This window comes from Pseudomonas piscis, from assembly GCF_009380155.1.
Taxonomy (GTDB): Bacteria; Pseudomonadota; Gammaproteobacteria; order Pseudomonadales; family Pseudomonadaceae; genus Aquipseudomonas; species Aquipseudomonas piscis.
The window spans coordinates 1980063-2002790 of the sequence record NZ_WHUV01000001.1 but is presented as its reverse complement, the minus strand read 5'-3'; the positions used below and the strand labels follow the sequence as shown (position 1 = coordinate 2002790).

The 22728-nt window shown below is 66.9% G+C and carries 19 protein-coding genes; 5 read left to right on the top strand and 14 right to left on the bottom strand.

The features are described 5' to 3' along the window. Window positions 1-40: 40 nt before the first annotated feature. The gene (locus GDH07_RS09450; RefSeq protein WP_246195915.1) at window positions 41-1114 is read right to left on the bottom strand and encodes a diguanylate cyclase; all 1074 of its coding nucleotides are present in this window, start codon (window positions 1112-1114) and stop codon (window positions 41-43) included. 350 nt (window positions 1115-1464) lie between these two features. Between GDH07_RS09450 and hglS the strand changes: the two genes are divergently transcribed. Both hglS and GDH07_RS09440 read left to right on the top strand, forming a co-directional pair. Next, entirely contained in the window at window positions 1465-2859 is a 1395-nt protein-coding gene (hglS, locus tag GDH07_RS09445) for a 2-oxoadipate dioxygenase/decarboxylase HglS (RefSeq protein ID WP_152897217.1), read from the top strand. An 89-nt stretch (window positions 2860-2948) separates the two neighbouring features. Next, window positions 2949-4370, top strand: coding sequence for an FAD-binding oxidoreductase (locus tag GDH07_RS09440; protein WP_152897216.1), 1422 nt, complete (start codon window positions 2949-2951; stop codon window positions 4368-4370). Here GDH07_RS09440 and GDH07_RS09435 read toward each other — a convergent pair. Continuing rightward, window positions 4367-4732, bottom strand: a complete 366-nt coding sequence (locus GDH07_RS09435; RefSeq protein WP_124348339.1) for a hypothetical protein — start codon at window positions 4730-4732, stop codon at window positions 4367-4369. The two genes, GDH07_RS09440 and GDH07_RS09435, sit on opposite strands and share 4 nt — an antisense overlap. Window positions 4733-4898: 166 nt before the next feature. Here GDH07_RS09435 and GDH07_RS09430 point away from each other — a divergent pair, with 166 nt between their 5' ends. Then, complete coding sequence (locus GDH07_RS09430) at window positions 4899-5285, top strand: hypothetical protein (RefSeq protein ID WP_152897215.1); 387 nt, start codon at window positions 4899-4901, stop codon at window positions 5283-5285. Window positions 5286-5567: 282 nt separating this feature from the next. On the opposite strand, the gene GDH07_RS09425 is transcribed toward GDH07_RS09430, so the two are convergent. The 12 genes from GDH07_RS09425 to pedF form a co-directional block, all read right to left on the bottom strand. Continuing rightward, window positions 5568-6665 (bottom strand): lipocalin-like domain-containing protein, encoded by a 1098-nt coding sequence (locus GDH07_RS09425; RefSeq protein ID WP_152897214.1) that lies wholly within the window; start codon window positions 6663-6665, stop codon window positions 5568-5570. After that, on the bottom strand, window positions 6655-9132 hold the full coding sequence (locus GDH07_RS09420) for an ABC transporter permease (RefSeq protein WP_152897213.1): 2478 nt from the start codon (window positions 9130-9132) through the stop codon (window positions 6655-6657). Before GDH07_RS09420 ends, GDH07_RS09425 begins: the two co-directional genes overlap by 11 nt. 1 nt (window position 9133) lies before the next feature. Then, window positions 9134-9802, bottom strand: coding sequence for an ABC transporter ATP-binding protein (locus tag GDH07_RS09415; protein ID WP_152897212.1), 669 nt, complete (start codon window positions 9800-9802; stop codon window positions 9134-9136). 188 nt (window positions 9803-9990) lie between these two features. Beyond that, window positions 9991-10809, bottom strand: coding sequence for a VanW family protein (locus tag GDH07_RS09410; protein ID WP_053138004.1), 819 nt, complete (start codon window positions 10807-10809; stop codon window positions 9991-9993). Window positions 10810-10907: 98 nt separating this feature from the next. Continuing rightward, window positions 10908-12647, bottom strand: a complete 1740-nt coding sequence (locus tag GDH07_RS09405) for a PAS domain-containing hybrid sensor histidine kinase/response regulator (protein WP_152897211.1) — start codon at window positions 12645-12647, stop codon at window positions 10908-10910. Then, window positions 12631-13794 carry an alcohol dehydrogenase-like regulatory protein ErcA gene (ercA, locus tag GDH07_RS09400; RefSeq protein WP_085596434.1) on the bottom strand — a complete coding sequence of 388 codons (1164 nt, stop codon included), beginning with the start codon at window positions 13792-13794 and terminating at the stop codon, window positions 12631-12633. Before ercA ends, GDH07_RS09405 begins: the two co-directional genes overlap by 17 nt. A 223-nt stretch (window positions 13795-14017) precedes the next feature. Beyond that, complete coding sequence (gene pqqB / locus GDH07_RS09395; RefSeq protein ID WP_152897210.1) at window positions 14018-14932, bottom strand: pyrroloquinoline quinone biosynthesis protein PqqB; 915 nt, start codon at window positions 14930-14932, stop codon at window positions 14018-14020. A 59-nt stretch (window positions 14933-14991) separates the two neighbouring features. Beyond that, window positions 14992-15063: a pyrroloquinoline quinone precursor peptide PqqA gene (gene pqqA / locus GDH07_RS09390; protein WP_011060521.1), complete on the bottom strand. Its 72-nt coding sequence runs from the start codon at window positions 15061-15063 to the stop codon at window positions 14992-14994. Window positions 15064-15264: 201 nt separating this feature from the next. Further along, the gene (exaC, locus tag GDH07_RS09385) at window positions 15265-16785 is read right to left on the bottom strand and encodes an acetaldehyde dehydrogenase ExaC (protein WP_152897209.1); all 1521 of its coding nucleotides are present in this window, start codon (window positions 16783-16785) and stop codon (window positions 15265-15267) included. Between the two features lie 316 nt (window positions 16786-17101). Continuing rightward, entirely contained in the window at window positions 17102-18031 is a 930-nt protein-coding gene (locus GDH07_RS09380; protein WP_152897208.1) for a quinoprotein relay system zinc metallohydrolase 1, read from the bottom strand. A 15-nt stretch (window positions 18032-18046) separates the two neighbouring features. After that, window positions 18047-18811 carry a quinoprotein dehydrogenase-associated SoxYZ-like carrier gene (locus tag GDH07_RS09375; RefSeq protein WP_152897207.1) on the bottom strand — a complete coding sequence of 255 codons (765 nt, stop codon included), beginning with the start codon at window positions 18809-18811 and terminating at the stop codon, window positions 18047-18049. A gap of 5 nt (window positions 18812-18816) precedes the next feature. Further along, complete coding sequence (gene pedF, locus GDH07_RS09370) at window positions 18817-19275, bottom strand: cytochrome c-550 PedF (protein ID WP_022643635.1); 459 nt, start codon at window positions 19273-19275, stop codon at window positions 18817-18819. 298 nt (window positions 19276-19573) lie between these two features. Between pedF and exaA the strand changes: the two genes are divergently transcribed. Continuing rightward, entirely contained in the window at window positions 19574-21421 is a 1848-nt protein-coding gene (exaA, locus tag GDH07_RS09365) for a quinoprotein ethanol dehydrogenase (RefSeq protein ID WP_022643634.1), read from the top strand. 68 nt (window positions 21422-21489) lie between these two features. Next, complete coding sequence (locus GDH07_RS09360) at window positions 21490-22149, top strand: pentapeptide repeat-containing protein (protein WP_152897206.1); 660 nt, start codon at window positions 21490-21492, stop codon at window positions 22147-22149. Window positions 22150-22728: the final 579 nt, after the last annotated feature.

The window sequence follows — 22728 nt, the reverse complement described above, 5'->3', positions numbered from 1 at the left end:
CCCTGCGGGCCTGGGCGCAGCTGCGCAGGCTCGATAGCGGCTACAGGGAGTTGAGCAGGTGCCGTTGTGGCGGATGGCAACTGACGTTGTCGCGCCCGCAAGTCTTGGCCGCATACAGCGCCTGGTCGGCGTCGTTGAGCCAGCCCATGGCCTCCTCATGCCGGGGGTCGAAGGCGGCCAGGCCGATGCTCAGGCTGACCTGCAAGGCCGGGGTCTGCTCGTAGCCCAGGGCGCCGAAACGCCCGCGCAGGGCTTCCATGAGCTCGGCGGCATGCTCCAGGGGAACGTCCGGCAGGATCACGCAGAACTCGTCGCCACCATAGCGGCCGGCCTGGTCGCTGCTGCGCAGGTTCTGGCGCAGCAGCTTGCTCAACTGGCGCAGCACCACGTCGCCGGCCACATGGCCGTAGGTATCGTTGATGGCCTTGAAGTGATCGATATCGATCAGGGCGATGGCGCCGCCATGGTCCTGGCGCTTGCAGCGCTGGAACTCGATTTCCAGCTGGTCCTTCCAGGCGCCGTGGTTGAGCAATCCGGTCAGGCTGTCGGTGCGGCTCAAGGCCAATAGCTCGCGCTTGTGCCGGGCCAGGGTCACCGCCTGCTGGTAGCAGATGTACCCCAGGACCAACGGGTACAGGGTCAGCATCGGCAGGCAGGCATACAGCTGCTCGGGCGTGGTCCGGGCACTGAAGGCGAAACCGAAGATCCCCAGGCCCAGGCCGATCCCCAACAGTTGGGCCACGCAGCCAGCGAGAAAGAACCGCACCCCGCCCATGGCGATATTGTTCATGGCCATCATGCCCAGGGTGGTGGCCAGCGGCAGCGGGTTGAACTGCATGGCCGCGACCCAGAAACCGCCCAGCAGCGAATCCACCAGCAAATTGCGGTACTCGGCGCGAAACGGCTGCCGGGCCAGGCGCGCCCACTGGTAGGCCAGGTGTGGCCAGGCGAAGGCGTTGAACAACATGAAGCCCCACACCCAAGGCGCGGGATGCAGCGGCGCCATGCCCTCGAACACGCAGAAGAACCCCAGGGCCAGGCCCAAGGTGCGCGAGCGGTAGAGCCTCCTGGCCAGTGACAATCCCTTTCCTCTGGTGCACTGCGCAGGGACCAAGTCGCCTCCGTCCAGCCATGGGAAAGATACAGCGAGCGGATGAGCATCGAGCCAGGGGCATCGAGCGACATGGGCACAAAACGCCAGCATGACACAGGCCCTGTTTTACCAGTCTCGGCGCGAGGTTTCGGGAATATTTGGCTATAACCGCGCCGCGCTCGATAACCATTTCCCTGGTCACGGTGCGCCCTTGTACTCACTCGCTGCCAACGCCCGGAGCGGGTGCCATGCATTCGTTTGCAGAATGAAGTTCAGAGGAACTTTCGTTTGTCAGCCCTGGCGGCGCTGCGCAGAATCGAGACCGACCCGCTCCACCCACGCCTCGATCCACAGCCACGGGAACCTTGTCCATGAGCAACCAGCGCTTCGTCAGTCCTGACCTGATCCGCCAGGGATTTTCCCGGGCCATGTCGGATATGTACCGTGAGGAAGTGCCGCTGTATGGCGACCTGATGCAACTGGTGGCCCAGGTCAACGCCCAGGTGCTGGAGCAACAACCGGCCATTGCCCGGCATCTGCGACACACCGGCGAGTTGCAGCGCCTGGACCTGGAGCGCCATGGCGCGATCCGCGTCGGCACCGCCGCCGAACTGGCGACCCTGGCCCGGCTGTTCGCCGTGATGGGCATGCAGCCGGTGGGCTACTACGACCTCACCCCCGCCGGGGTACCGGTGCATTCCACGGCGTTTCGCGCGGTGCATGAACAGGCCCTGCAGGTCAGCCCGTTCCGGGTCTTCACCTCGCTGCTGCGCCTGGAGCTGATCGACAACCCCGACCTGCGCGCATTCGCCGAGCAGGTGCTGGCGCGGCGCGCGATCTTCACCCCCCGGGTGCTGGAGCTGATCCATCAGGCCGAGGACCAGGGCGGCCTGGCCGCCGACGCCGCCGAGGACTTCATCCAGCAAGCCCTGGAGACCTTCCGCTGGCACCACCACGCCACGGTCAGCGCCGCCCAGTACGCCAACCTCAGCGCCCAGCACCGGCTGATCGCCGACGTGGTGGCGTTCAAGGGCCCGCATATCAACCACCTGACCCCGCGCACCCTGGACATCGACGAAGTACAGCGATTGATGCCCGCGCATGGCATCACCCCCAAGGCGGTGATCGAGGGCCCGCCGCGCCGCGATTGCCCGATCCTGCTGCGCCAGACCAGCTTCAAGGCCCTGGAGGAAAGCGTCGCCTTCACCGACCAGGCGCACAACCAGGGCAGCCACAGCGCCCGCTTCGGCGAGATCGAACAGCGTGGCGCGGCCCTCACGCCCAAGGGCCGCATGCTCTACGACCGCTTGCTGAACGCGGCCCGCGATGAGCTCGGTGACTTCCCCAGCGAAGCCAATGCCCAGCGCTACAACCAGCTGATGCAGCAGCACTTCGCCGAGTTTCCCGACAGCCACGACGCCATGCGCCAGCAGGGCCTGGCCTATTTCCGTTATTTCGCCAGCGAAGCCGGGCTCGCCGCCCGCACCGAGCCCGGTCGCCCTACCACGGTGCAAGCGTTGCTGGCCGCCGGGCACCTGGGCTGCGAGCCCCTGGTGTACGAAGACTTTTTGCCGGTCAGCGCCGCCGGGATCTTCCAGTCCAACCTCGGCGACGACAGCCAGAGCCATTACGCCGGGCACTCCAACCGCCAGGTATTCGAAACGGCCCTGGGCCGGTCGACCCTCGATGAGTTGCAGCTGTACGCCCAGACCCAGCGGCGCTCCCTGGAGCAGTGCGCCGAAGCTTTGGGCCTGCCCGCCCTGTAAGCGCAAGAATCCATGGCCGGGAAATGGCGGCAAGGCTATCCTGCCGCCATTTGCGCCACCTGCCGGTGGCGTCTTCCAGGGATGGTTCCATGAAATTCAGCACCGGCCTGCTGTTCTGCGCCGCACTGGGCCTGGCCTCGGCCAGCCACGGCGAACAAATCGTCAACGACATCACCCAGCTCAATCCCATCGTGGTCGACCAGGTGGCGCAGCCCACTCGCCTGGAGCAGATCGTCCAGCTGGTGGCCGACCACCCCGGGCCCATCGCCATCGGCGGCGGCCGCTACAGCATGGGCGGGCAAACCGCCACCGAGCACGCGCTGCAGATCGACATGCGGCGCTTCGACCAGGTCCTGGAGTTCTCCGGCGAGCGCAAGGAAATCACGGTCCAGGCCGGTATCACCTGGCGCGCCCTGCAAACCTTCATCGACCCTTACGATCTGTCCGTGAGCATCATGCAGAGCTACGCCAACTTCACCGTCGGCGGCGCCCTGAGCGTCAACGCCCATGGCCGCTACATCGGCTACGGGCCACTGGTGGGCTCGGTGAAGTCGATCAAGCTGGTGCTGGCCGACGGCCAGGTGATCGAGGCCAGCCCGCAAAACAATGCCGAATTGTTCTATGGCGCCATCGGCGGCTACGGCGGCCTGGGAGTGATAGCCGAAGCCACCTTGCAGTTGAGCGACAACGTGCGCCTGCTGCGGACCTTCGAAGAAATGCCCCTGGAGCGCTACAACGACTATTTCTTCCAGCACATCGCCAATGATCCCAAGGTGATCCTGCACAACGCCGTGCTCTACCCCAACCAGTACCAGCACCTGCGCGCGGTGTCCTACAGCCAGACCGAGCTGCCGGTGACGGTCGAGGAACGCCTCACGCCCCTGGACCGCAACTACTGGAAGGAACGCCGGGCCATGAAGGTGGTGAGCCAATGGCCCATGGGCAAGTCGATCCGCGAAGAGGTGATCGACCCGCTGGTGTTCAAGCGCCAGCAGGTGGTCTGGCGCAACTACGAGGCCAGCCTCGACGTGCGTGAGCTGGAGCCGGCATCCCGGACCAGGCGCACCTACGTGTTGCAGGAGTACTTCGTGCCCCCCGGGCAGTTGCAAGGCTTCGTCGAGGACATGGGCGAGACCCTGCGCAAGCACAAGGTCAATGTGATCAACCTGTCCATCCGCCACGCCAAGGCCGATCCCGGCACGCTGCTGGCCTGGGCCCGGACCGACGTGTTCGCCCTGGTGTTGTACTACCAGCAAGACACCCGCCCGGCCGCCCGCGATGAGGTGCGCCAGTGGACCCGGTCCCTGGTGGACAGCGCCATCCGCCACGGCGGCAGCTACTACCTGCCCTACCAGATCCTGGCCACGCCTGAGCAGTTCCACGCGGCCTATCCCCGGGCCAACGAGTTCTTCGCCCTCAAGGCGCGGGTCGATCCGCACAACAAGTTCCGCAACAAGCTGTGGGATGCCTACGCCCCCCAGCGCCCGGGCCCAAAACCCTCGGAGCGCTAGCGGGCGATGGACTTCTGCGAGGCCAGGACCTTGCGCTGTTGCAGGTAGATCACCGCATCGCCATCAAAAGCCAGCACCTTGTCGGCGGTCAGCGGGCCGCCGTCGCCATCTTCGTAGCGCACCCAGCCTTCATCCCACAGATCGCCGCTGGCATGACGCACCTGGACGAAGAACAGCGGCGGCTCGGCGCGGGTGATCTCGACGAAGTAACCGCCATCGGCGGCGCCCTGCCATTGGGCCCCAGGGTGGTTGGCCAGGGGCAGGGGCGGCGTCCGGGCGAACTCCATCTTGGCCAGCACCAGGCCAAGCAGCACCAGCGCCAGCACACCGATCGACATCAACAAACGTTGTAACCAGATCAATCCCAGATCTCCAATAGCGTCCATGGCCCTCGTGGGCTCGGGCAAGGGGCGCATTCTGTTGAACAGGCCTGGCCCGCGCAAGCAAAACCATCGCTCGGCTTGCCAGCCTGACCCGGCTGCGGCAGCCTTGGCGCCAGTCATCTGCCGAGCGACGGAAACCCTGCCCATGCGTATCACCCTCACCGCCTTGTACCCGCATATGCCCGGCGGCCTGTGGGTCGGCTTCAACTGCGCCCTGGGCGAAGGCCGCGGGCGCTGGCCAGGGCCGCCCCCGGTGCTGGCCAGCGTGCACGAAGTGGAAATCAGCCTGGACGATGTGTTCGAGTGCGGGCGCAACCTGCACGCGACCTCGCGCCAGCAACCCGGCCTGGGCTGGAGCACCGAGGGCTTGCGGGTTTGCGGGCAATTGCTGGGGGTGGATGAGGATGGTGCGGCCGCCCTGGCTATCGGCCAGTCCATCGTCCTGCTGGAGGTACGCGGCGATCCCGGAGTGTGCCCACGGTGGGTCGAGATCGATTCCAGCGATGTGGCGCTGCACCCGCTCATGCTCTGAGCGCCAGGCACAAGACACCAGCGCCATTGGCGAGGATCGAGAAGTGGGTTGGCAGCAAGCAGCTCGCGGGACGCGATGGGGAGGAAGTGTTCGCCCAGTGCTCTGGCCTTGGCAATCCTTGCACCGGTAAAGAGCCCTTGCACCGGGCGAACGGTACGCATTCTAGTGCAACTGCTCAGGAAAGTCCGAGGACTGATTCTGAATAAAACTGCATAGAGGAAATGTCCCATACACGATCAGGACGTTTCACACCCCTGTCACTGAAATTCGCCAATGGCCATCTCAGTATCCGGTCATCTCCAGATAACCTCGCCCCCCATGGCTGCCACTGAAATCGATCGGCCCTTCCCAATAGGGCACGCTCAGGTTCATCCACGACTGGGGGTTGAGCGCTCGCGCCTGGATGTCCAGGCCCTTGCCGGGAATCTCCAGGCGCCAGGTGGTGGGCACACGCTTGCCAGCGACCTCGGAATACTCTTGCGCGGTGAGGCGGATCGCCTGCCGGTCCAGGCTCTGGCCATGGCCGTCGGCGTCGACCCAGGTACCGGTGACATAGGGCGTGCCGGCCTCCTCGCGGACCCGGAACAGCATCAGCCGCTCGCCGCTGTCCAGGTGCAGGGAGAACCAGTCCCAACCACTCTGCCCGGCCGCCAGGGGCTGGCTGCTCCACTCCCGGTCGAGCCAGGCCGGGCCGCTGACCTGGTAGCGCTGGCCATCGATCTGCAATTCGCCCGAGGCCTGGAAGAACGGCTGGCTGTAGTAGTAGGAAGCCTGGCCCTGATCGGACTTGCGGCTGTAGCCGCCCTGCCCCTGGAGCACCAGCGGGCCCTTGCCGGACAACTGCAGGCGGTAGGCGAACCCCGGCCCATGGGCCTGTACCTGCATCTGCGCCAGGGGGTCGCCAGCCTGCGCGAGGCTGGTCAGGCTCCAGTCGTCGATCCAGGCCGCAAACGGTTGCACGCTGACCCCGGCCTGGCCGACGCCGCCCCGGGCGAATCGCTCGGCCGCCTGGTGGCTGTTGGCCGAAGTGGCCGCTGCATGCCCCAGCCAGACCAGCGGCGCGCCCCAGCCAGCCTGCTCCGGCTCGGCGCGCAAGGCGCTGCGAAACAGCGTCCACTGCACGCCGAAACGCCGGCCCTGGGCATCGCTGAGGTCGGCCGTGAGGTACCACCACTCGATGCGAAAACCATCGTGGGCGCCATGATCGGCCGGGAAGCTGAAGGTCCGCCCCGGCCGCACCGGGGTGAATTGCGCCGCCTCGTTACCCAGCCCGGCGAACCCCTGGGGCGCCTCGGCGCCCTGGTCGCAGCCGGCCAGTCCCAGGGGCAGCGCCAGGATCCAGGCCAGGAGCCGACAGCGCCACGGGCGTTCAATCTTCATGGGCGAAGCTGCGTAGCAAGTCTGCCGGTTGCGCCCGGTACAGGCGCAGCAACGGCCAGGCCGAGGCCAGCAAGGTGGCCAGCATGGCCAGCCCCAACAGCTGCATCAGTTGCCCGGGGAATATCCGCAACGGCAGGCGCCAGCCGAAGGCCTGGACGTTGATCACGGTATCCAGGCACCAGGCCAGGAGGATCCCCAGGGGCAACGCCAGGACCAGGGTCAGCAAGGCCAGCAGCCAGGTCTGGCCCAGGTTGAGCAGCGCCAACTGGCGCCGGCCCACGCCCAGGGCCCAGAGCGGCGCCAACTGGCCCAGGCGACTCTGGCTCTGGGTCAGCAGGCTGATGAACAAGGCCACGGCGGACACCCCCAGGGTCAGGCTGTTGAGGGCGGCGGTGGCGGCGAAGGTGCGCTCGAAGACCTGCAGCGACCAGCCCTTGAGCCGGGCCTGGTCGACGATCCGGCTGTCGTCCAGTTGCCAGCGTTGTTGCAGCGTCTGGATCAGCGCTGCGCGCGTGCCCGGCTCCAGGCGCAGGTTGAAGCGGTTCGGCGCCAGCCCTGGCCAGTGTTGCAACAGGTGCCCGGCGTTCACCAACAGATGCCCCTTGGGGTTGCCATAGTCGGCGTAGATCCCCAGCACCCGCGGCGCCCATTGCCCGCCGGGCACCGGCAACGGCAGGTGGTCCCCCGGGCGCAGGTCCAGGCGCCTGGCCAATTGCTCGCTGAGCATCAGGCCATCCTCGCTGGCCAGCCGGTCCCAGGGCCGCTCGCCCTCGGCTTCCAGCAACGGCCAATGCTGGCGATAAGCCGGATGGTCGATCACCCCATACAAATCCGCCGGCCAGCCCTGGACCTGCAACGGTACCTGCCACACCGGCAGGCTCGCCTGCACCCCGGGCTGTTCGGCCAGCCAGCGTTGCAGTTGCCGGGCCTGTTGCGCGTCCCGCGGGTTGATATACAGATCGGCGCTCAGGCGCTGCTCCAGCCAGTCGCCGAAGGTCTGGCGAAAGCCCGCGGTCATGCTGCCGGCGCCGACGTTCGCCGCCAGGGCCAGCAGCAACGCCATCAGCGCCAGGCTCAGGGCCGGCAACTGCTGTCGGCAATCGGCCAGGAACCATTGCCCCAACGCCCCGTGCCGGCGCCCGAGCAAGGCCCCCAGCAAGGCATTGAGCAGCACCGGCAGGCCCAGGGCCGCGGCCAGCAACAGCGCCGCCATCAACACGAACCCACTGGCCAGGCTGTTGCCCCAGTACCAGGCGGCCAAGCCGGCCAATGCCGCGCAGATCGCCACCCGGCCCTGGCGCCGCAGCCAACGGGCATGGGCCTGGTGCCAGGCCTGGGGGGCGGCCAGGGCCAGCAATGGCAGGCGCGCCGCCCGCAGCAGGCTGGCGGCACCAGCGAGCAAGGCGCCGAGCAAAGCCAGGCCAATGCCGCTGAACCACCACCAGGGGCTCAAGCTCAGTTGCCCGGGCACCTGGGCGCCATACAGGCCGCGCAGGCTGGCAGCGACATCGGGCAGCAAGGCGCCAGCCAGCAGGTAGCCGCTGATCACCCCCGCCACCCCGCCCAGCAGCGCCAGGCCTGCGAGTTCGAGGCCCAGGCAGGCAATCAGTTGTCGGGCGCTGACCCCGCAGGCCCGCAGGGTACGCAACAGGCCGCGGCGTTGCTCCAGGGCCAGGCCGATGGCGGCGTGGACGATGAACAAACCCACCACGAAGGACAAGAACCCCAGGGCATCCAGGTTCAGGTGGAAACTCTCGGTCAACCGCGCCAGGTCGCCCTGGGCATCGCCCTGGCGCAGCACCAGTTGCCCGGCCAGCGCCGTGGGCAGGGGCGGCGCCTGGTCGGCGAAGTCCTTGGCCAGCAGCAGGCGGCTGAGCTGGCCTGGCTGGCCCAGCAATGGCTGGGCGAAACCGATGTCCATCAATAGCAGGCCCGGGGCCATGTCCGCCCGCGCCTGGAGCGGTGGCAGGCGTTGGCCATCCTCGGTCCGGGGCTGCTGCCCCTCATGGTAGCCAAGGCTGGCCAGGGTCTGCGGCGCGACCCAGGTGCGCCCCGGCGGGCTGAAGAATTCGGCGACCTGGCGCAGGTCCAGGACCTGTCCGGCAATGGCCGCGCCATTGGGCAGCGACACCGGTTCGATGCCCATCAACTGCAGGGCGGCGTCCTGTCCTTCGAGCTGCACCCGGCCCTGGAGCACCGGCGAGACCGGCCAGCCGGCCCGGCGCAGGTCGACGAACCACTGCTGGGGAAAGCTGCCGCCGCCGGCGGTGGCCAGGCTGGCCTGGGGCTCGCCGCCGATCAGGCGGCTGGCCCGGGCATAGCTGTCGCGGGCCTGGCTATTGAGCGCCAGCACGCCGGTCAGCAGGCTGGTGGCCAGCCACAGTCCGGTCAGCACGCTGAAGAACTGCACCGGGTGCTGGCGCCAATGGCTGAGCAGCGCCCACAGCGCCGTGCCGAAGACCCGCATCTCAGGCCTCGTCCGTGGCGGCCAGGCGCCCGTGGTGCAGGACCACGGTACGTTGCAAGCGGCTGGCGACCCGCTGGCTGTGGGTGACCATCAGCAGGCTGGTGGGGCTGTCCGCCAGCAGCTCCAGCAACAGCTGCAGGACTTCATCGCTGGTGGCTTCGTCGAGGCTGCCGGTGGGTTCATCGGCCAGCAGCAAGGGTGGCCTGGCGGCCAGCGCGCGGCCCAGGGCCACCCGTTGCTGCTGGCCACCGGAGAGTTGCTCGGGATAGCGCCGCAAGAGCTCCCCCAGGCCCAGGCGCGCCGCCAGGTGGGCCTGCCAGGCCGGGTCGAAGCGCCCAGCCAGGCGCGCCTGGAAGCCCAGGTTGTCCTCGACCCGCAGGCTGCTGATCAGGTTGAACTGCTGGAACACCAGGCCGACCGCGGTACGCCGCCAGTTGGCCAACTGCGCTTCACTCAGCTCCTGCAACTGGCGCTGGCCGACACGGATGCGCCCGGCGTCGAGCCGGTCCAGGCCGGCGATCAGGTGCAGCAAGGTGCTCTTGCCACTGCCGGATTCGCCCATCAACGCCAGGCTGGCGCCCTGCTCCAACTGCAGGTCGACGCCCTGCAACACCGCCAGGGGCCCCTGGGGTGTGGCATAGCTCTTGAACACGCCTTGCACTTCGAGCATCGCGGGGTTCGTCCTTGGGCCAGTGAAGGGGCCAAGGATAAAACAGCCACCGCGCCGTGTGTAACACATGCCTGGAAGATCGGCGCGGGCCGGGTTACGGCCGCTGCGCAGCCGGTCGCAGCCTCGCCGGCTCGACAGCGGCTACAGAGCTTAGCGGGCGTAGCGGGCGCAAGGCCACGCCGGCAGCGTCAGGCTTGCTCCAGCAAGTCGTCGGCCACCGGGTACTTGACCACCACCCGGTTGCGATACAGGCACTCCTGCTGCACCAGCTCGGAATCCTGGCCCTTGGTGCGGATGTCGCGCCAGATCTGGTTCTCGCGCAGCACCCGACCACCCTCGCGGACGAAACGATGGCCCTGCTGGTAGACGTGATAGCGGTAGTCGCGCGGTTGCTCGCACAACAGTTCGCCCTCGAGCTGGTGCGCGCCGACATGCAGCTTGAGCTGGAAGGCGTGCGGCCCGGGGTTGTGCAGCACCAGGTCGATGTAGTTGTAGAAGATCGCCGCGCCGGAGCCGAAAGGCAGCACCCGGCCCTCGTCGGGAAACGGGTCGAAGCTGTGGTTGGCCCGCTCCACCACTTGCAATGGCGAGTGGATCGCCATCCAGTGGATCAGGTTGCTCAACTGGCAGATGCCCCCGCCGATACCGCTGCGCGCCTCGCCGAACGACAGCTCCATGCCCTCGACGAACCCCCGCGCGCGACTGGGCCGGCCCACCAGCTGGCAGAAGGAAAAATACTCCCCCGGACCGATGCGCACCCCATCGATGCAAGCCACCGCCAGCCTGAGATTGATCACCTTGTTGTGCTGCAGGGCCAGGTCGCAATCGCCCAGGGTGCGGATCAGCTTGGAGGTGTGCTTGATGTAGCGATAAGGCAAGCGTGGGCTACCGGCTACGGGCCGCGCATAACGCCGACCGGAAAAACGCCAGGCCAGGCTGCGCGCCAGACGCTTCTGGCGCACGCGCAGCCAGTACAACAACGGGTGGTACGAAGACAACGGCTTCATCGATGGGTAAGGGCCAGCCCAGGGCCGGCTTCGTCCTTGAAAAAAAGAGCGGCATCTTAGCCGCAAGTCCGCCGCCCCACTAGCCGGGAGTTCGGCCCCTAGGTGCTGCCCTGCCCCAGCAATTGGCTCAAGGCAGCACGCAGCTTGCCTGGCTTCACCGGCTTGTTGAGCAGCGGCGCGCCCAGTTGCTGCAAGGCCCGCCGGCATTGGTCGCTGCGGTCGGCGGTGATGATCACCGCCGGTAACGGCTGGCCGAAGTGCTCGCGCAACTGGCGCACCACCTCGCACCCGGTGATGCCATGATCCAGGTGGAAGTCCGCCAGGATCAGCTCCGGCGCCTGGCCCTGCAGCGCCTCCAGGGCCGCCGCCTGGTCAGTGGCGGTGACGACCTGGCACCCCCACTGCCCCAGCAACGCGGCCATGCTGTCCAGGATGCTCAGCTCATTGTCCAGCACCAGCAGCCGGCGCCCGGGCAGCGGGTTGCCGGTGCTCGGCTGCGGCGCTTGCTGGCCGATGGGCAGCGGCATTCGAGCGGCCAGGGGCACCTCGATGCTGAACCGCGAACCACGGCCCGGGCGCGAATGCACCTGCACCCGGTAGCCGAGGATGCGGGCGATACGCTCGACGATCGCCAGCCCCAGGCCGACCCCCTTGCGATCGGCGGCGCGGCCCACGTCCAGCTGGTTGAACTCGAGGAAGATCGACTCCATGCGGTCGGCGGCGATCCCGCGCCCGGTGTCCCAGATCTCCAACCGCAGGTGCTCGCCCCGGCGCCGCGCCGCCAGCAGGATGCTGCCGCGCTCGGTGTAGCGGCAGGCATTGCTCAACAGGTTGCGCAGGATTCGCGTCAGCAACCGCAGGTCGGTGAACAGCGCGTAGTCCCCCAGGCGCACCCGCAACTCCAGGCCAGCGGCCTCAGCGACCGACTGGAACTCGGACACCAGTGGCGCGAGGATTTCATCCAGGCGATAAGTCGCCGGATCGGGCTTGACCGCCGCCTGGTCCAGGCGGGAGATATCCAGCAGGTCGGTGAGCAGGTCCTCGGCGCCCTCCAGGGCCTGGTGGGTGCGCTCCACCAACAGTTGCTCGGCACTGGGCAACTGGCGCTCGCGCAGGGTAGAGATCAGCAAGCGCGCGGCATTCAAGGGTTGCAGCAGGTCGTGGCTGGCGGCGGCCAGGTACTTGTCCTTGCTGCGGTTGGCAGCCTCGGCGGCATCCCGCGCCTCCCGCGCTTCCCGTTCGCTGCGCTCGCGCCGCAGGATCTGCTGTTGCAACTCGCGGTTGGCCTCCAGCAGTTCATCGGTGCGTGCGGTCACCCGTTGTTCCAGCTGGTCATTGAGTTGCTCCAGGCGTTGCTGGGCCAGCTTGCGCTCGGTGATATCGGCGACGAAACCCTCCACCAGCCCGGCTTCATCGGGCTTGAGCAGCAGGTTCATCAGCACGTCGATGCTGCTACCGTCCTTGCGCCGCAGTTGGGTCTCGTAGCCCAGCAAACTGCGCTCGCGTTGCAACTGCTCGCCGATGGCCTCCAGCTCCTGGGCGCCGCCGACGAACAAGTTGCCGGCCAGGTCGGCCAGCGAGAACAGCACTTCCTGGGGGTCCTGGTAACCCAGCATGCGGGCCAGGGCCGGGTTGGCGGCGCGCATGCCGGCCTGCAGGCTGGCCTGGAAGATCCCGTGCACGGCGTGCTCGAACAGCCACTTGTAGCGGTTGCGCTCGGTTTCCAGGTCTTCCAGGCGTGCGGCCAGCTCCGGGTAGTGACTCTTGCGCGCCGAGTGATTGCCCAGGCCCAGCAGCCCGGCCAGGGCCCGTTGCTGCTCGTCAGAGGGCCTCGCCATAGACCACCTCGACATCGCGCTGGCTCGACTCCCGTGGATTGGTGAGGATGCACGGGTCGTCCATCGCATGGCGCGACAGGAACGGGATATCGCTGCTGCTGACCCCATGCAGGCCCAACGTTTCGTGGAAGCCGATGGCCTGCTTGAGCGCGATCAGGTGGTCCACCAGGCGCCGGCAGATCTGCTGTTGGTTGAGGCCGCGACAGTCGATGCCGAAGGTCTCGGCGATCACCTTGAAGCGCTCCGGCGCCGAGCTGTAGTTGAACGCCACCACGTGCTCCACCAGCACCGCGTTGCACAGCCCATGGGGCAGGTCGAGGAAGCCGCCCAGGCTGTGGGACATGGCGTGCACCGCGCCGAGGATCGCATTGGAAAACGCCAGCCCGGCCTGCATGCTGCCGAGCATGATCTTCTCGCGCAGGGCGATGTCCTGCGGGTTGGCGATCATCTGCACCAGGTTGCCGTTGATCAGGCGCATGGCCTCCAGGGCATGGGGGTCGGTGAGCGGGCCATGGCCGGTGGAGACGAATGCCTCGATGGCATGCACCAGGGCGTCGATGCCGGTGCAGGCAGAAAGGAACGGGTCCATGCCCTGGGTGGTTTGCGGATCGATCAGCGACACATCGGGGACCACCGCCTTGCTGACGATGGAGAACTTCATCCGTTCCTGCTGGTTGGAGATGATGACGAACTGCGAGACATCCGCCGAGGTCCCGGCGGTGGTGGGAATCATGATCAATGGCGGGCTGGGCATGCGGAGCATGTCCACCCCCTCGAACTCCAGGATGCTGCGCCCGTGGGCCACCACGATACCGATGCCCTTGCCGCAATCCATGGGGCTGCCGCCGCCGACGGCGACGATCACGTCGCAGGCATTCTCCCGGTAGACCTCGGCGCCCTGCATCACCTCCTCCACCCGCGGGTTGGGCGACACCGCGCTGTACAGGCAGTGCTCCACGCCCTGGGCCTGGAGGCTGGCCAGGACATCGGCGACCCAGCCGGCGGCGATCACCCCGGGGTCGCTGACCACCAGGACCTTGCGCGCACCGAAGGTCTTCGCATAGTTGCCGACGTTATGCCGGCAACCGGCGCCAAAGATGATTTCCGGGGAGACGAACTTGCGCAGCAGACTGAGATTCTGGCCCATGGCAAAAGCCTGTTTTCTTATTGTTCTGGAAAGAACGCCAGCCTAAAGCATCGCCGGGCGAATGCAATCCGAGCATGGTGCCCCTCGCCTCGTGTGGCCGCCGCAGACTGCGCACGGCCCGGTACGGGTCGCCCGATCAGGTGGTGCGATCGGCCGGGTGCACCGCGCCGCCCGGTTTACGGGCGCTGCGCACCCGGTCGCAGCCTCGCGGGCTCGGCAGCGGCTACAGGTGCAGGTCCATGCCGTCGTGGGCCACTTCGATGCCACGGCGCAGCAATTGGGCATGCTCGGCGGAGTCTTCGTCGAGGGTCGGGTTGGTGTTGTTGATGTGGATCAGCACCTTGCGCGCCCTTGGGAACGCCTCCAGTACCTCGAGCATGCCACCGGGGCCGCTTTGCGCCAGGTGGCCCATCTCGCTGCCGAGCTTGTCGCCGACCCCGCACTGGCGCATCTCGTCATCGCGCCACAGGGTGCCGTCCACCAGCAGGCAGTCGGCGCGGCCCATCCACTCCAGCAGGGCCTGGTCCACCTGGCCCAGGCCCGGGGCGTAGAACAGGCTGGCGCCGCTGCGCCGGTCCTCGACGAACAGGCCGATGTTGTCCCCCGGATGGGGGTTGCCGCGATGGGGCGAATACGGCGGCGCACTGCTGCGCAGGACAATGGCCCGCAGCAGCAGGTCCGGACAGGCCGGTACGCTGAAGGTGCGGCCATCGAGGTGGATCGGCTGCCAGGCCAGGCCGCCGTTCCAGTGGCTGAGCATGTTGAACAGCGGGAAACCGCTGCACAGGTCCTGGTGCACCATCTCGGTACACCAGACCTGATGCGGGCAGCCCTCGCGCAGGCTGAGCAGGCCAGTGCAATGGTCGATCTGGCTGTCTAGCAGGATCACCCCGGCCAGCGCCGAGTCCCGCAGTTGCCGTGCCGGTTGCAAGGGAGGAAAAGACGCCAGTTGCACGCGAATGTCCGGCGAGGCGTTGCACAGGATCCAGTCCACGCCGTTGTCGCTCAGGGCGATGGACGATTGCGTGCGCGGCCGGGCCCGCAGGCTGGCATTGCGCACACCGGCGCAGTTGCGGCAGTTGCAGTTCCACTGCGGAAAACCGCCGCCCGCTGCGGAACCGAGGATGCGGATATGCATGGAGTGCTCCGAAGACAGAAGACTCCGGTCGCCACCCGTAGCGACCGGAGCGGAACGGCTCAGCGATTGGCGAAGTACATGGTCACTTCGAAGCCGATGCGCAGGTCGGTGTAGGCGGGTTTATGCCACATGGGGTCGATCCTCTTGTCGTGCCGGGAGATTCCGGTAACCGCATTAATGCACGGTGTTCGGCAGGTCCGAATGCTACTTTGGCACCGGTTGGCGGATGCCTTGGTAGGGGTAGGGGCAGCTACAAGTTACAAGCGGCAAGATAGGAGCGACAAAGGCACGCATGGGTCGCTTGAAGCTTGCCGCTTGCCGCTTGCCGCTGCCTAGAAGAAGCCCAGCGGATTGATGTCGTAGCTCACCAGCAGGTTCTTGGTCTGCTGGTAGTGGTCGAGCATCATCTTGTGGGTTTCGCGGCCCACGCCGGACTTTTTGTAGCCACCGAATGCCGCATGGGCCGGGTACAGGTGATAGCAGTTGGTCCACACGCGACCAGCCTTGATCGCCCGGCCCATGCGGTAGGCACGGTTGATGTCGCGGGTCCAGACCCCGGCCCCGAGGCCGAACTCACTGTCGTTGGCGATCGCCAGGGCCTCGGCCTCGTCCTTGAAGGTGGTCACCCCTACCACCGGGCCGAAGATCTCCTCCTGGAACACGCGCATCTGGTTATGCCCCCTGAGCAGGGTCGGCTGGATGTAGTAGCCGCTGGCAAGGTCGCCCGCCAGGGGTTCGACGGCGCCGCCGGTCAACAGCTCGGCGCCCTCCTCCTGGGCGATCTGCAGGTAGGAGAGGATCTTCTCGTACTGCTGCCGGGACGCCTGGGCGCCGACCATGGTTTCGGTGTCCAGCGGGTTGCCGCGCTTGATCTGCTTGATCTTCTTCAACACCTCGGCCATGAACGGCTCGTAGATCGACTCCTGCACCAGGGCCCGGGATGGGCAGGTGCAGACCTCGCCCTGGTTGAAGAACGCCAGCACCAGGCCCTCGGCGGCCTTCTCGATGAACTTGGGCTCGGCCTGCATGATGTCTTCGAAGAAGATGTTCGGCGACTTGCCGCCCAGTTCCACGGTGGACGGGATGATGTTCTCGGCGGCGCATTTCATGATGTGCGAGCCCACCGGGGTCGAGCCGGTGAAGGCGATCTTGGCGATGCGCTGGCTGGTGGCCAGGGCCTCGCCGGCCTCGCGACCAAAGCCCTGGACGATGTTCAGCACGCCGGCCGGCAGCAGGTCGGCCACCAACTCGGCGAAGATCATGATCGACAGCGGCGTCTGCTCGGCGGGCTTGAGCACCACGCAGTTGCCGGCGGCCAGGGCCGGGGCCAGCTTCCAGGCGGCCATCAGCAGCGGGAAGTTCCACGGGATGATCTGCCCCACCACGCCCAACGGTTCATGGAAGTGGTAGGCGGTGGTCAGTTCGTTGATCTCTGCAGCACCGCCTTCCTGGGCACGAATGCAACCGGCGAAATAACGGAAGTGATCGGCGGCCAGAGGCACGTCGGCGTTTAGGGTCTCGCGCACCGCCTTGCCGTTGTCCCAGGTCTCGCTGACCGCCAGCAGCTCCAGGTTCTGCTCGATGCGATCGGCGATCTTCAGCAGGATCAGCGAGCGTTCCTGGACGCTGGTCTTGCCCCAGGCCTCAGCCGCGGCATGGGCGGCGTCCAAAGCCTTGTCGATGTCTTCGGCCGTGGAACGGGGGAACTCGGCGATCACCTGGCCATTGACCGGCGAAGTGTTGGTGAAGTACTGGCCGGCCACCGGCGGCACGAACTGGCCACCGATGAAATTGCCGTAGCGCGGCTTGAAGGACACGATGGCGCCTGGGGTTCCGGGTTGTGCGTAGATCATGCTGGGCCTCTGCGGGTCGATGCCTGTCCCACGACAGGCGATGGCTCGATGGTAGAGAACCCCAGGGCAGCGACGAATGCATCGTTGGCAGGGGGACTCTCGTCATTTGGTCGTAGGCTGAATACCCCCTCGCCTGCCCCACACCCTGTAGCCGCTGCCGAGCCTGCGAGGCTGCGCAAAGGCCTGCAGGGCCTTGCCTGGCAAGCGACCACCGGACCTGCAGCGTCCTCAGGACCGTCGCGCCCGCTGCGCAGCCATTCGCAGCCTGCGGCAGCGGCTAAAGAGGTCATGGGGATGGAGATTCACCGGGCTGGGTTCAAGGCAGGTCGATCCGCTGCATCTGCTTGCGCTCGTAGCTCGGGTACAGGTGGCTGACACTGCGGATCAGCTCATAGCGGGTCAGGCTGATGGCGGCAAAACGCGCGGGGATCGGCGCGCGGATCAGTTCGGCCATGTCGTCGCCACGGGCAGCGCCGTCGCTCAGCAGCTGGTGCAGCCAGCCCAGGTAGTCACGCATCTGGGCAAAGGGAACGGCGCTGCTGGCCACCGGGCCGTGGCCGGGCACCACCAGCCGCCAGGGCAAGGCTTGCAGGCGGTCCAGGTCCTTGAGCCAGACCTGCAGCCCCGGGCTGTTGGGGGTGGTCAGGGCGCGCTGGTAGAACACCAGGTCGCCGGCGAACAACACCCCGGTGCGCTCGTCGAAAATCGCCAGGTCGGCGCCGGTATGGCCGGCCAGGGCCAGCAACCGCAGGCGGTGTCCGCCGATCTCCAGCACCCCGGGTTCCAGGGTCCGGTTGGGCAGCACCACCTCGGTGCCGCGCATCCAGTCGCCCACCAGCCGGTAGAGGTTCTCGGCCATGGCGTCACCCTGCTGGCGCAGCAGTTCGGTGGTGCCGGCCAGGGCACCGATGGGCACATCGGCGAAGGCCTGGTTGCCCAGCACATGGTCCGGGTGATGGTGGGTCAGCAGCACCTGGATCACCGGTTTGCCGGTGGTGCCGGCAATCGCCTCGCGCAGGGCCTGGCCATAGCGTTTCGACGGCCCGGTGTCGATCACCAGCACCCCGGCCTCGGTAACGATGAACCCGGTATTGACGATGTTGCCGCCGTTGTCCCGGGAGAAATTCTCGGTGCCGCCTTCCAGTAGCCAGGTGTCCTCGGCGATCTGCCGGGGCTCGAGGCGGTAGTCCAGCTCGGCCCGGGCCGGCAGGCTCAGGCTCAGACACACCAGCAGTATCCAGCGCATGCTTTGCTCCTGGGCTCAGGGAATGGCCGCTTCGAACTGATTGCCGTTGTTGTCCTGCAGTAGCAGGCGGGTCTGCCCGGTGGCCTGGAGGTCGAACCCCAGGCTGGGGTTTTCGCTGACCGCCGGGTATAGCTCCAGGTGTGCCAGCACGCGATGGTCGGTGTCCAGCAGCTGCGCCTGGTTGAGGAAGAATTCGGGAATGCCGTTGAGCAGGCCGTTGTCCATCGGGTGCGACACCTGCAGGCGCAAGCGGCTGGCGCCGCTCCGGGGATAGCGCGCGCCCAGCACCTGGCCGACGTGCTCTTCCCAGCCGGGCTGGCTGCGCACCACGCTGGGGGCGGTGCAGCCGCCGCCAGCGGCATCGATCAGGGCCGAGCCAACGTGCCACAGGCCATCGCGGGTCAGCACCGCGGCGCGCAGGGGCGTGGCCTGCTCGATGCGGATACGGATCGACAACCAGGGCTGCACCCCGGCGCCGGGGGTGAAATCGACGATCCGCGGCAGTGGGTTGAGCTCGGCCCAGGCGAGGATCTTCACCACTTCGCCGGCCAAGGCCCGGGCGTCGATTTCCAACGGCACCTGCCGCGCATCCTCGGCGAACGGCGGCGCCAGCAGCTTGACCCGTTCATCGAAGACGAAAGGCGCGTCCGCCAGGATCTGCCGATGGTAGTAGGCCCACATCACCGACGGCACCGGGTCCGGGCCGGGCTCGATGGGGGCCGCGAAGACCAGTGGCGAACTCAGCAGCAGGCCGCCCAGGTACAGCACCCAGAGGCGCATGGCCGTCATTCCTCGACGTGCACGCTGTCGAGGTAGCTGCGCACCGCCCACAGGGCCTCCTGGCTCAGGTAGTCGGCCATCTTCGGCATGTACACCCGGCCATCGCGCACCGCGCCATGGCGCACCCGCTCGACGAACCACTCATCCCCGGCCTCGCCGACATCCAGCATGCGCAGGTCCGGGGCAATGCCACCGGACTTGGCTTCCAGGCCATGGCAGGCGGCGCAGTTCTGGTTGTAGGCCGAGGCGCCGATTTCCACCGCCTTGTCCCGCTCGGGGCTGGCCCGGTAAGGGTTGACCGCGGCCCAGCCGTCGCCGTCCAGGGTCACGCCAGCGTCCTTGACCGGGGTCAGGCCCTTGGTCTCCACCGCCTGGGGCACTACGTTGCCGTGGGCCCATGCACCGCTGTTCAACAGGCCGGCCAGCAGCCCGGCGGCCAGCCAGGCGTTGTGTTTTCTTATCATTGTCATGCCCTCAAGATTGCACGCTAGGCCTCTGGACAGAGGCCGTGGCGCCATCTTAGAAACAGCCTCCGGGGCAGCCGTATGCTGCTTTGGTGGCCGGGCCTTACTCCCTTGGTAGTAGGGCTTGTGGTGCGGTTCTAAATCAGGTGCCGGCTGGGAATTTTTCCCGGCAAGCGCGGGACTTTTTCCGTATCTCCAGGCCACGCCCCGGCACACCCTAGTCAGGCCAAAACCTCCACTGGGAACTGCCACCATGAGAATAAGAACGCTACCCACCCTTACCCCGCTGACCCTGGCCATGCAGGCCTGTCTGCTCGCTGGCAGCCTGTCCCTGAGCGCCGGCGCCAGTGCCGCCACCACAGCCGCACCGAGTACCCGCAACGTTACCTGGGAAGACATCGCCAACGACCACCTGACCACCAAGGACGTGCTGCAGTACGGCATGGGCACCAACGCCCAGCGCTGGAGCCCGCTGGCCCAGGTCAACGACCAGAACGTGTTCAAGCTGACCCCGGCCTGGTCCTACTCCTTCGGCGACGAGAAGCAACGCGGCCAGGAATCCCAGGCCATCGTCAGCGACGGCGTGGTCTACGTCACCGGTTCCTACTCGCGGGTGTTCGCCCTGGACGCCAAGACCGGCAAGCGCCTGTGGACCTACAACCACCGTCTGCCGGACAACATTCGCCCGTGCTGCGACGTGGTCAACCGTGGCGCTGCGATCTACGGCGACAAGATCTATTTCGGCACCCTCGACGCCCGGGTCATCGCCCTGGACAAGAACACCGGCAAGGTGGTGTGGAACAAGAAGTTCGGCGACCACAGCGCCGGCTACACCATGACCGGCGCCCCGGTGCTGATCAAGGACAAGACCAGCGGCAAGGTGCTGCTGATCCACGGCAGCTCCGGCGATGAGTTCGGTGTGGTCGGCCAGCTGTTCGCCCGCGATCCGGACACCGGTGAAGAGGTGTGGATGCGGCCCTTTGTCGAAGGCCACATGGGCCGCCTGAACGGCAAGGACAGCACCCCCACCGGCGACGTCAAGGCGCCGTCCTGGCCTGATGACAAGACCACCGAGACCGGCAAGGTCGAGGCCTGGAGCCATGGCGGCGGCGCCCCTTGGCAGAGCGCCAGCTTTGACCCCGAGACCAACACCATCATCGTCGGCGCCGGCAACCCCGGCCCCTGGAACACCTGGGCGCGCACCGCCAAGGACGGCAACCCCCACGACTTCGACAGCCTCTATACCTCGGGCCAGGTCGGCGTCGATCCGAGCACCGGCGAGGTCAAGTGGTTCTACCAGCACACCCCCAACGATGCCTGGGACTTCTCCGGCAACAACGAGCTGGTGCTGTTCGACTACAAGGGCAAGGACGGCAAGGTGGTCAAGGCCACCGGCCACGCCGACCGCAACGGTTTCTTCTACGTGGTGGACCGCAACAACGGCAAATTGCAGAACGCCTTCCCCTTCGTCGACAACATCACCTGGGCCAGCCATATCGACCTCAAGACCGGGCGTCCGGTGGAGAACGAAGGCCAGCGTCCGGCCAAGCCGCTGCCCGGTGAAACCAAGGGCAAGCCGGTGGAGGTCTCGCCGCCGTTCCTGGGGGGCAAGAACTGGAACCCCATGGCCTACAGCCAGGACACCGGGCTGTTCTACATCCCCGGCAACCAGTGGAAGGAGGAGTACTGGACCGAAGAGGTGAACTACAAGAAAGGCTCGGCTTACCTGGGGATGGGTTTCCGCATCAAGCGCATGTACGACGACCACGTCGGCACCCTGCGCGCCATGGACCCCACCACCGGCAAGCTGGTCTGGGAACACAAGGAGCACCTGCCGTTGTGGGCCGGGGTATTGGCCACCAAGGGCAACCTGGTGTTCACCGGCACCGGCGACGGCTTCTTCAAGGCCTTCGACGCCAAGACCGGCAAGGAGCTGTGGAAATTCCAGACCGGCAGCGGCATCGTCTCCCCGCCCATCACCTGGGAGCAGGATGGCGAGCAGTACATCGGCGTGACCGTGGGCTACGGCGGCGCCGTGCCACTGTGGGGCGGTGACATGGCCGAGCTGACCAAGCCGGTGGCCCAGGGCGGCTCGTTCTGGGTGTTCAAGATCCCCAGCTGGGACAGCAAGACCGCCCAGCGCTGATCGATCTGTGGCGAGGGCGCTTGCTCCCTCGCCACACCCGCCTTCGCACCCGCCTGGAGAACCGCCCCATGAACTACCTGCCCCTTGCCCTGCTGCTGACCCTCTCCCCCGCCTTCGCAATGAACGTCGACGACGAGGGCAACGACGCCCCGCTGACCATCAATGGCTGCCTGATCGCCGAATCCAGCCAGTGCCCCGGGGCCAACCTGCGGGGCGCCAACCTGGCCAACCAGGACCTGCGCAAGATGAACCTGGCCGGCGCCGATCTGCGCGATGCAGACCTGCGCCACGCCCAACTGGACCTGGCCAACCTGGAAAAAGCCCGCCTGCAAGGCGCCAACCTGACCCGCGCCAGCCTGCAGCAGAGCAACCTGCGGTTGGCGGACCTGAGTAACGCCACCCTGGTGGCCATCCAGGGCTGGGGCCTGTTCGCCCAGGGCGCACAGCTCGCCAATGCCAACCTCAGCGCCGCCTACCTGCAATTTGCCCGGCTGTCCGGGGCCAAGCTGCACCAGGCCAACCTGCAAGCGGCGGACCTGGAAATGACCTGGCTGAGCAAGGCCGACCTGCAAGGCGCCGACCTGCGCGATGCCAACCTGCAGGAAGCCAAGTTCGGCGAAAGCAACCTGGAGCGCGCCGACCTGCGCGGAGCGCGCCAGCATTACGGGAATTTCCAGGATGCCAATATGGAGGGCTGCCAGGGGTGTCCGGGGACGTGGGATAAGTAAGGGGACGGGGGGCATATCCATTGCTGCGGGTGTGGCGGCTGGTGGTTTCGCCCTTACGGCGAGTCACTTTGAAAAGCCCAAAGTAACCAAAGGCTCCTGCCCCTCCACTCGGTGCCTCGCCTAGGCTCGGCATGCCCTCTCTCCGGCATTGATCCGTGGGCCGCCGCCACCGGCCGTCCCTGGCCGGATGGCGGCTAATCCGGCGTCCTGCCGGTTTACCCACGGCTCAATGCCTGCGTTCGGCCATCGTGTCTAAGGGGGCAGGCAGATCAAGATCAAAATCTGACGGCGGCCTTGCGGCCGGCCTGAAGATGCGGCCGTGTGTGCCACCCCGTAGGAGCTGGCTTGCCAGCGAAGGCGTCGGCCCAGGCGATGCATGACTTAACGGCCTCTTCGCCGGCAAGCCGGCTCCTGCGAAGAGCGCGTAAACGCGCTTGGCTTTTGCTTTTGCTTTTGCTTTTGATCTGGATCTGGATCTTCAAGCCCCTTCCCAGCAGGCCGAGCGCAGGCGTTGCGTAGGGGGCAGCTCGGCATGGATGCCGAGCTAGCCGCCATCAGGCCATGGATGGCCTGTGGCGG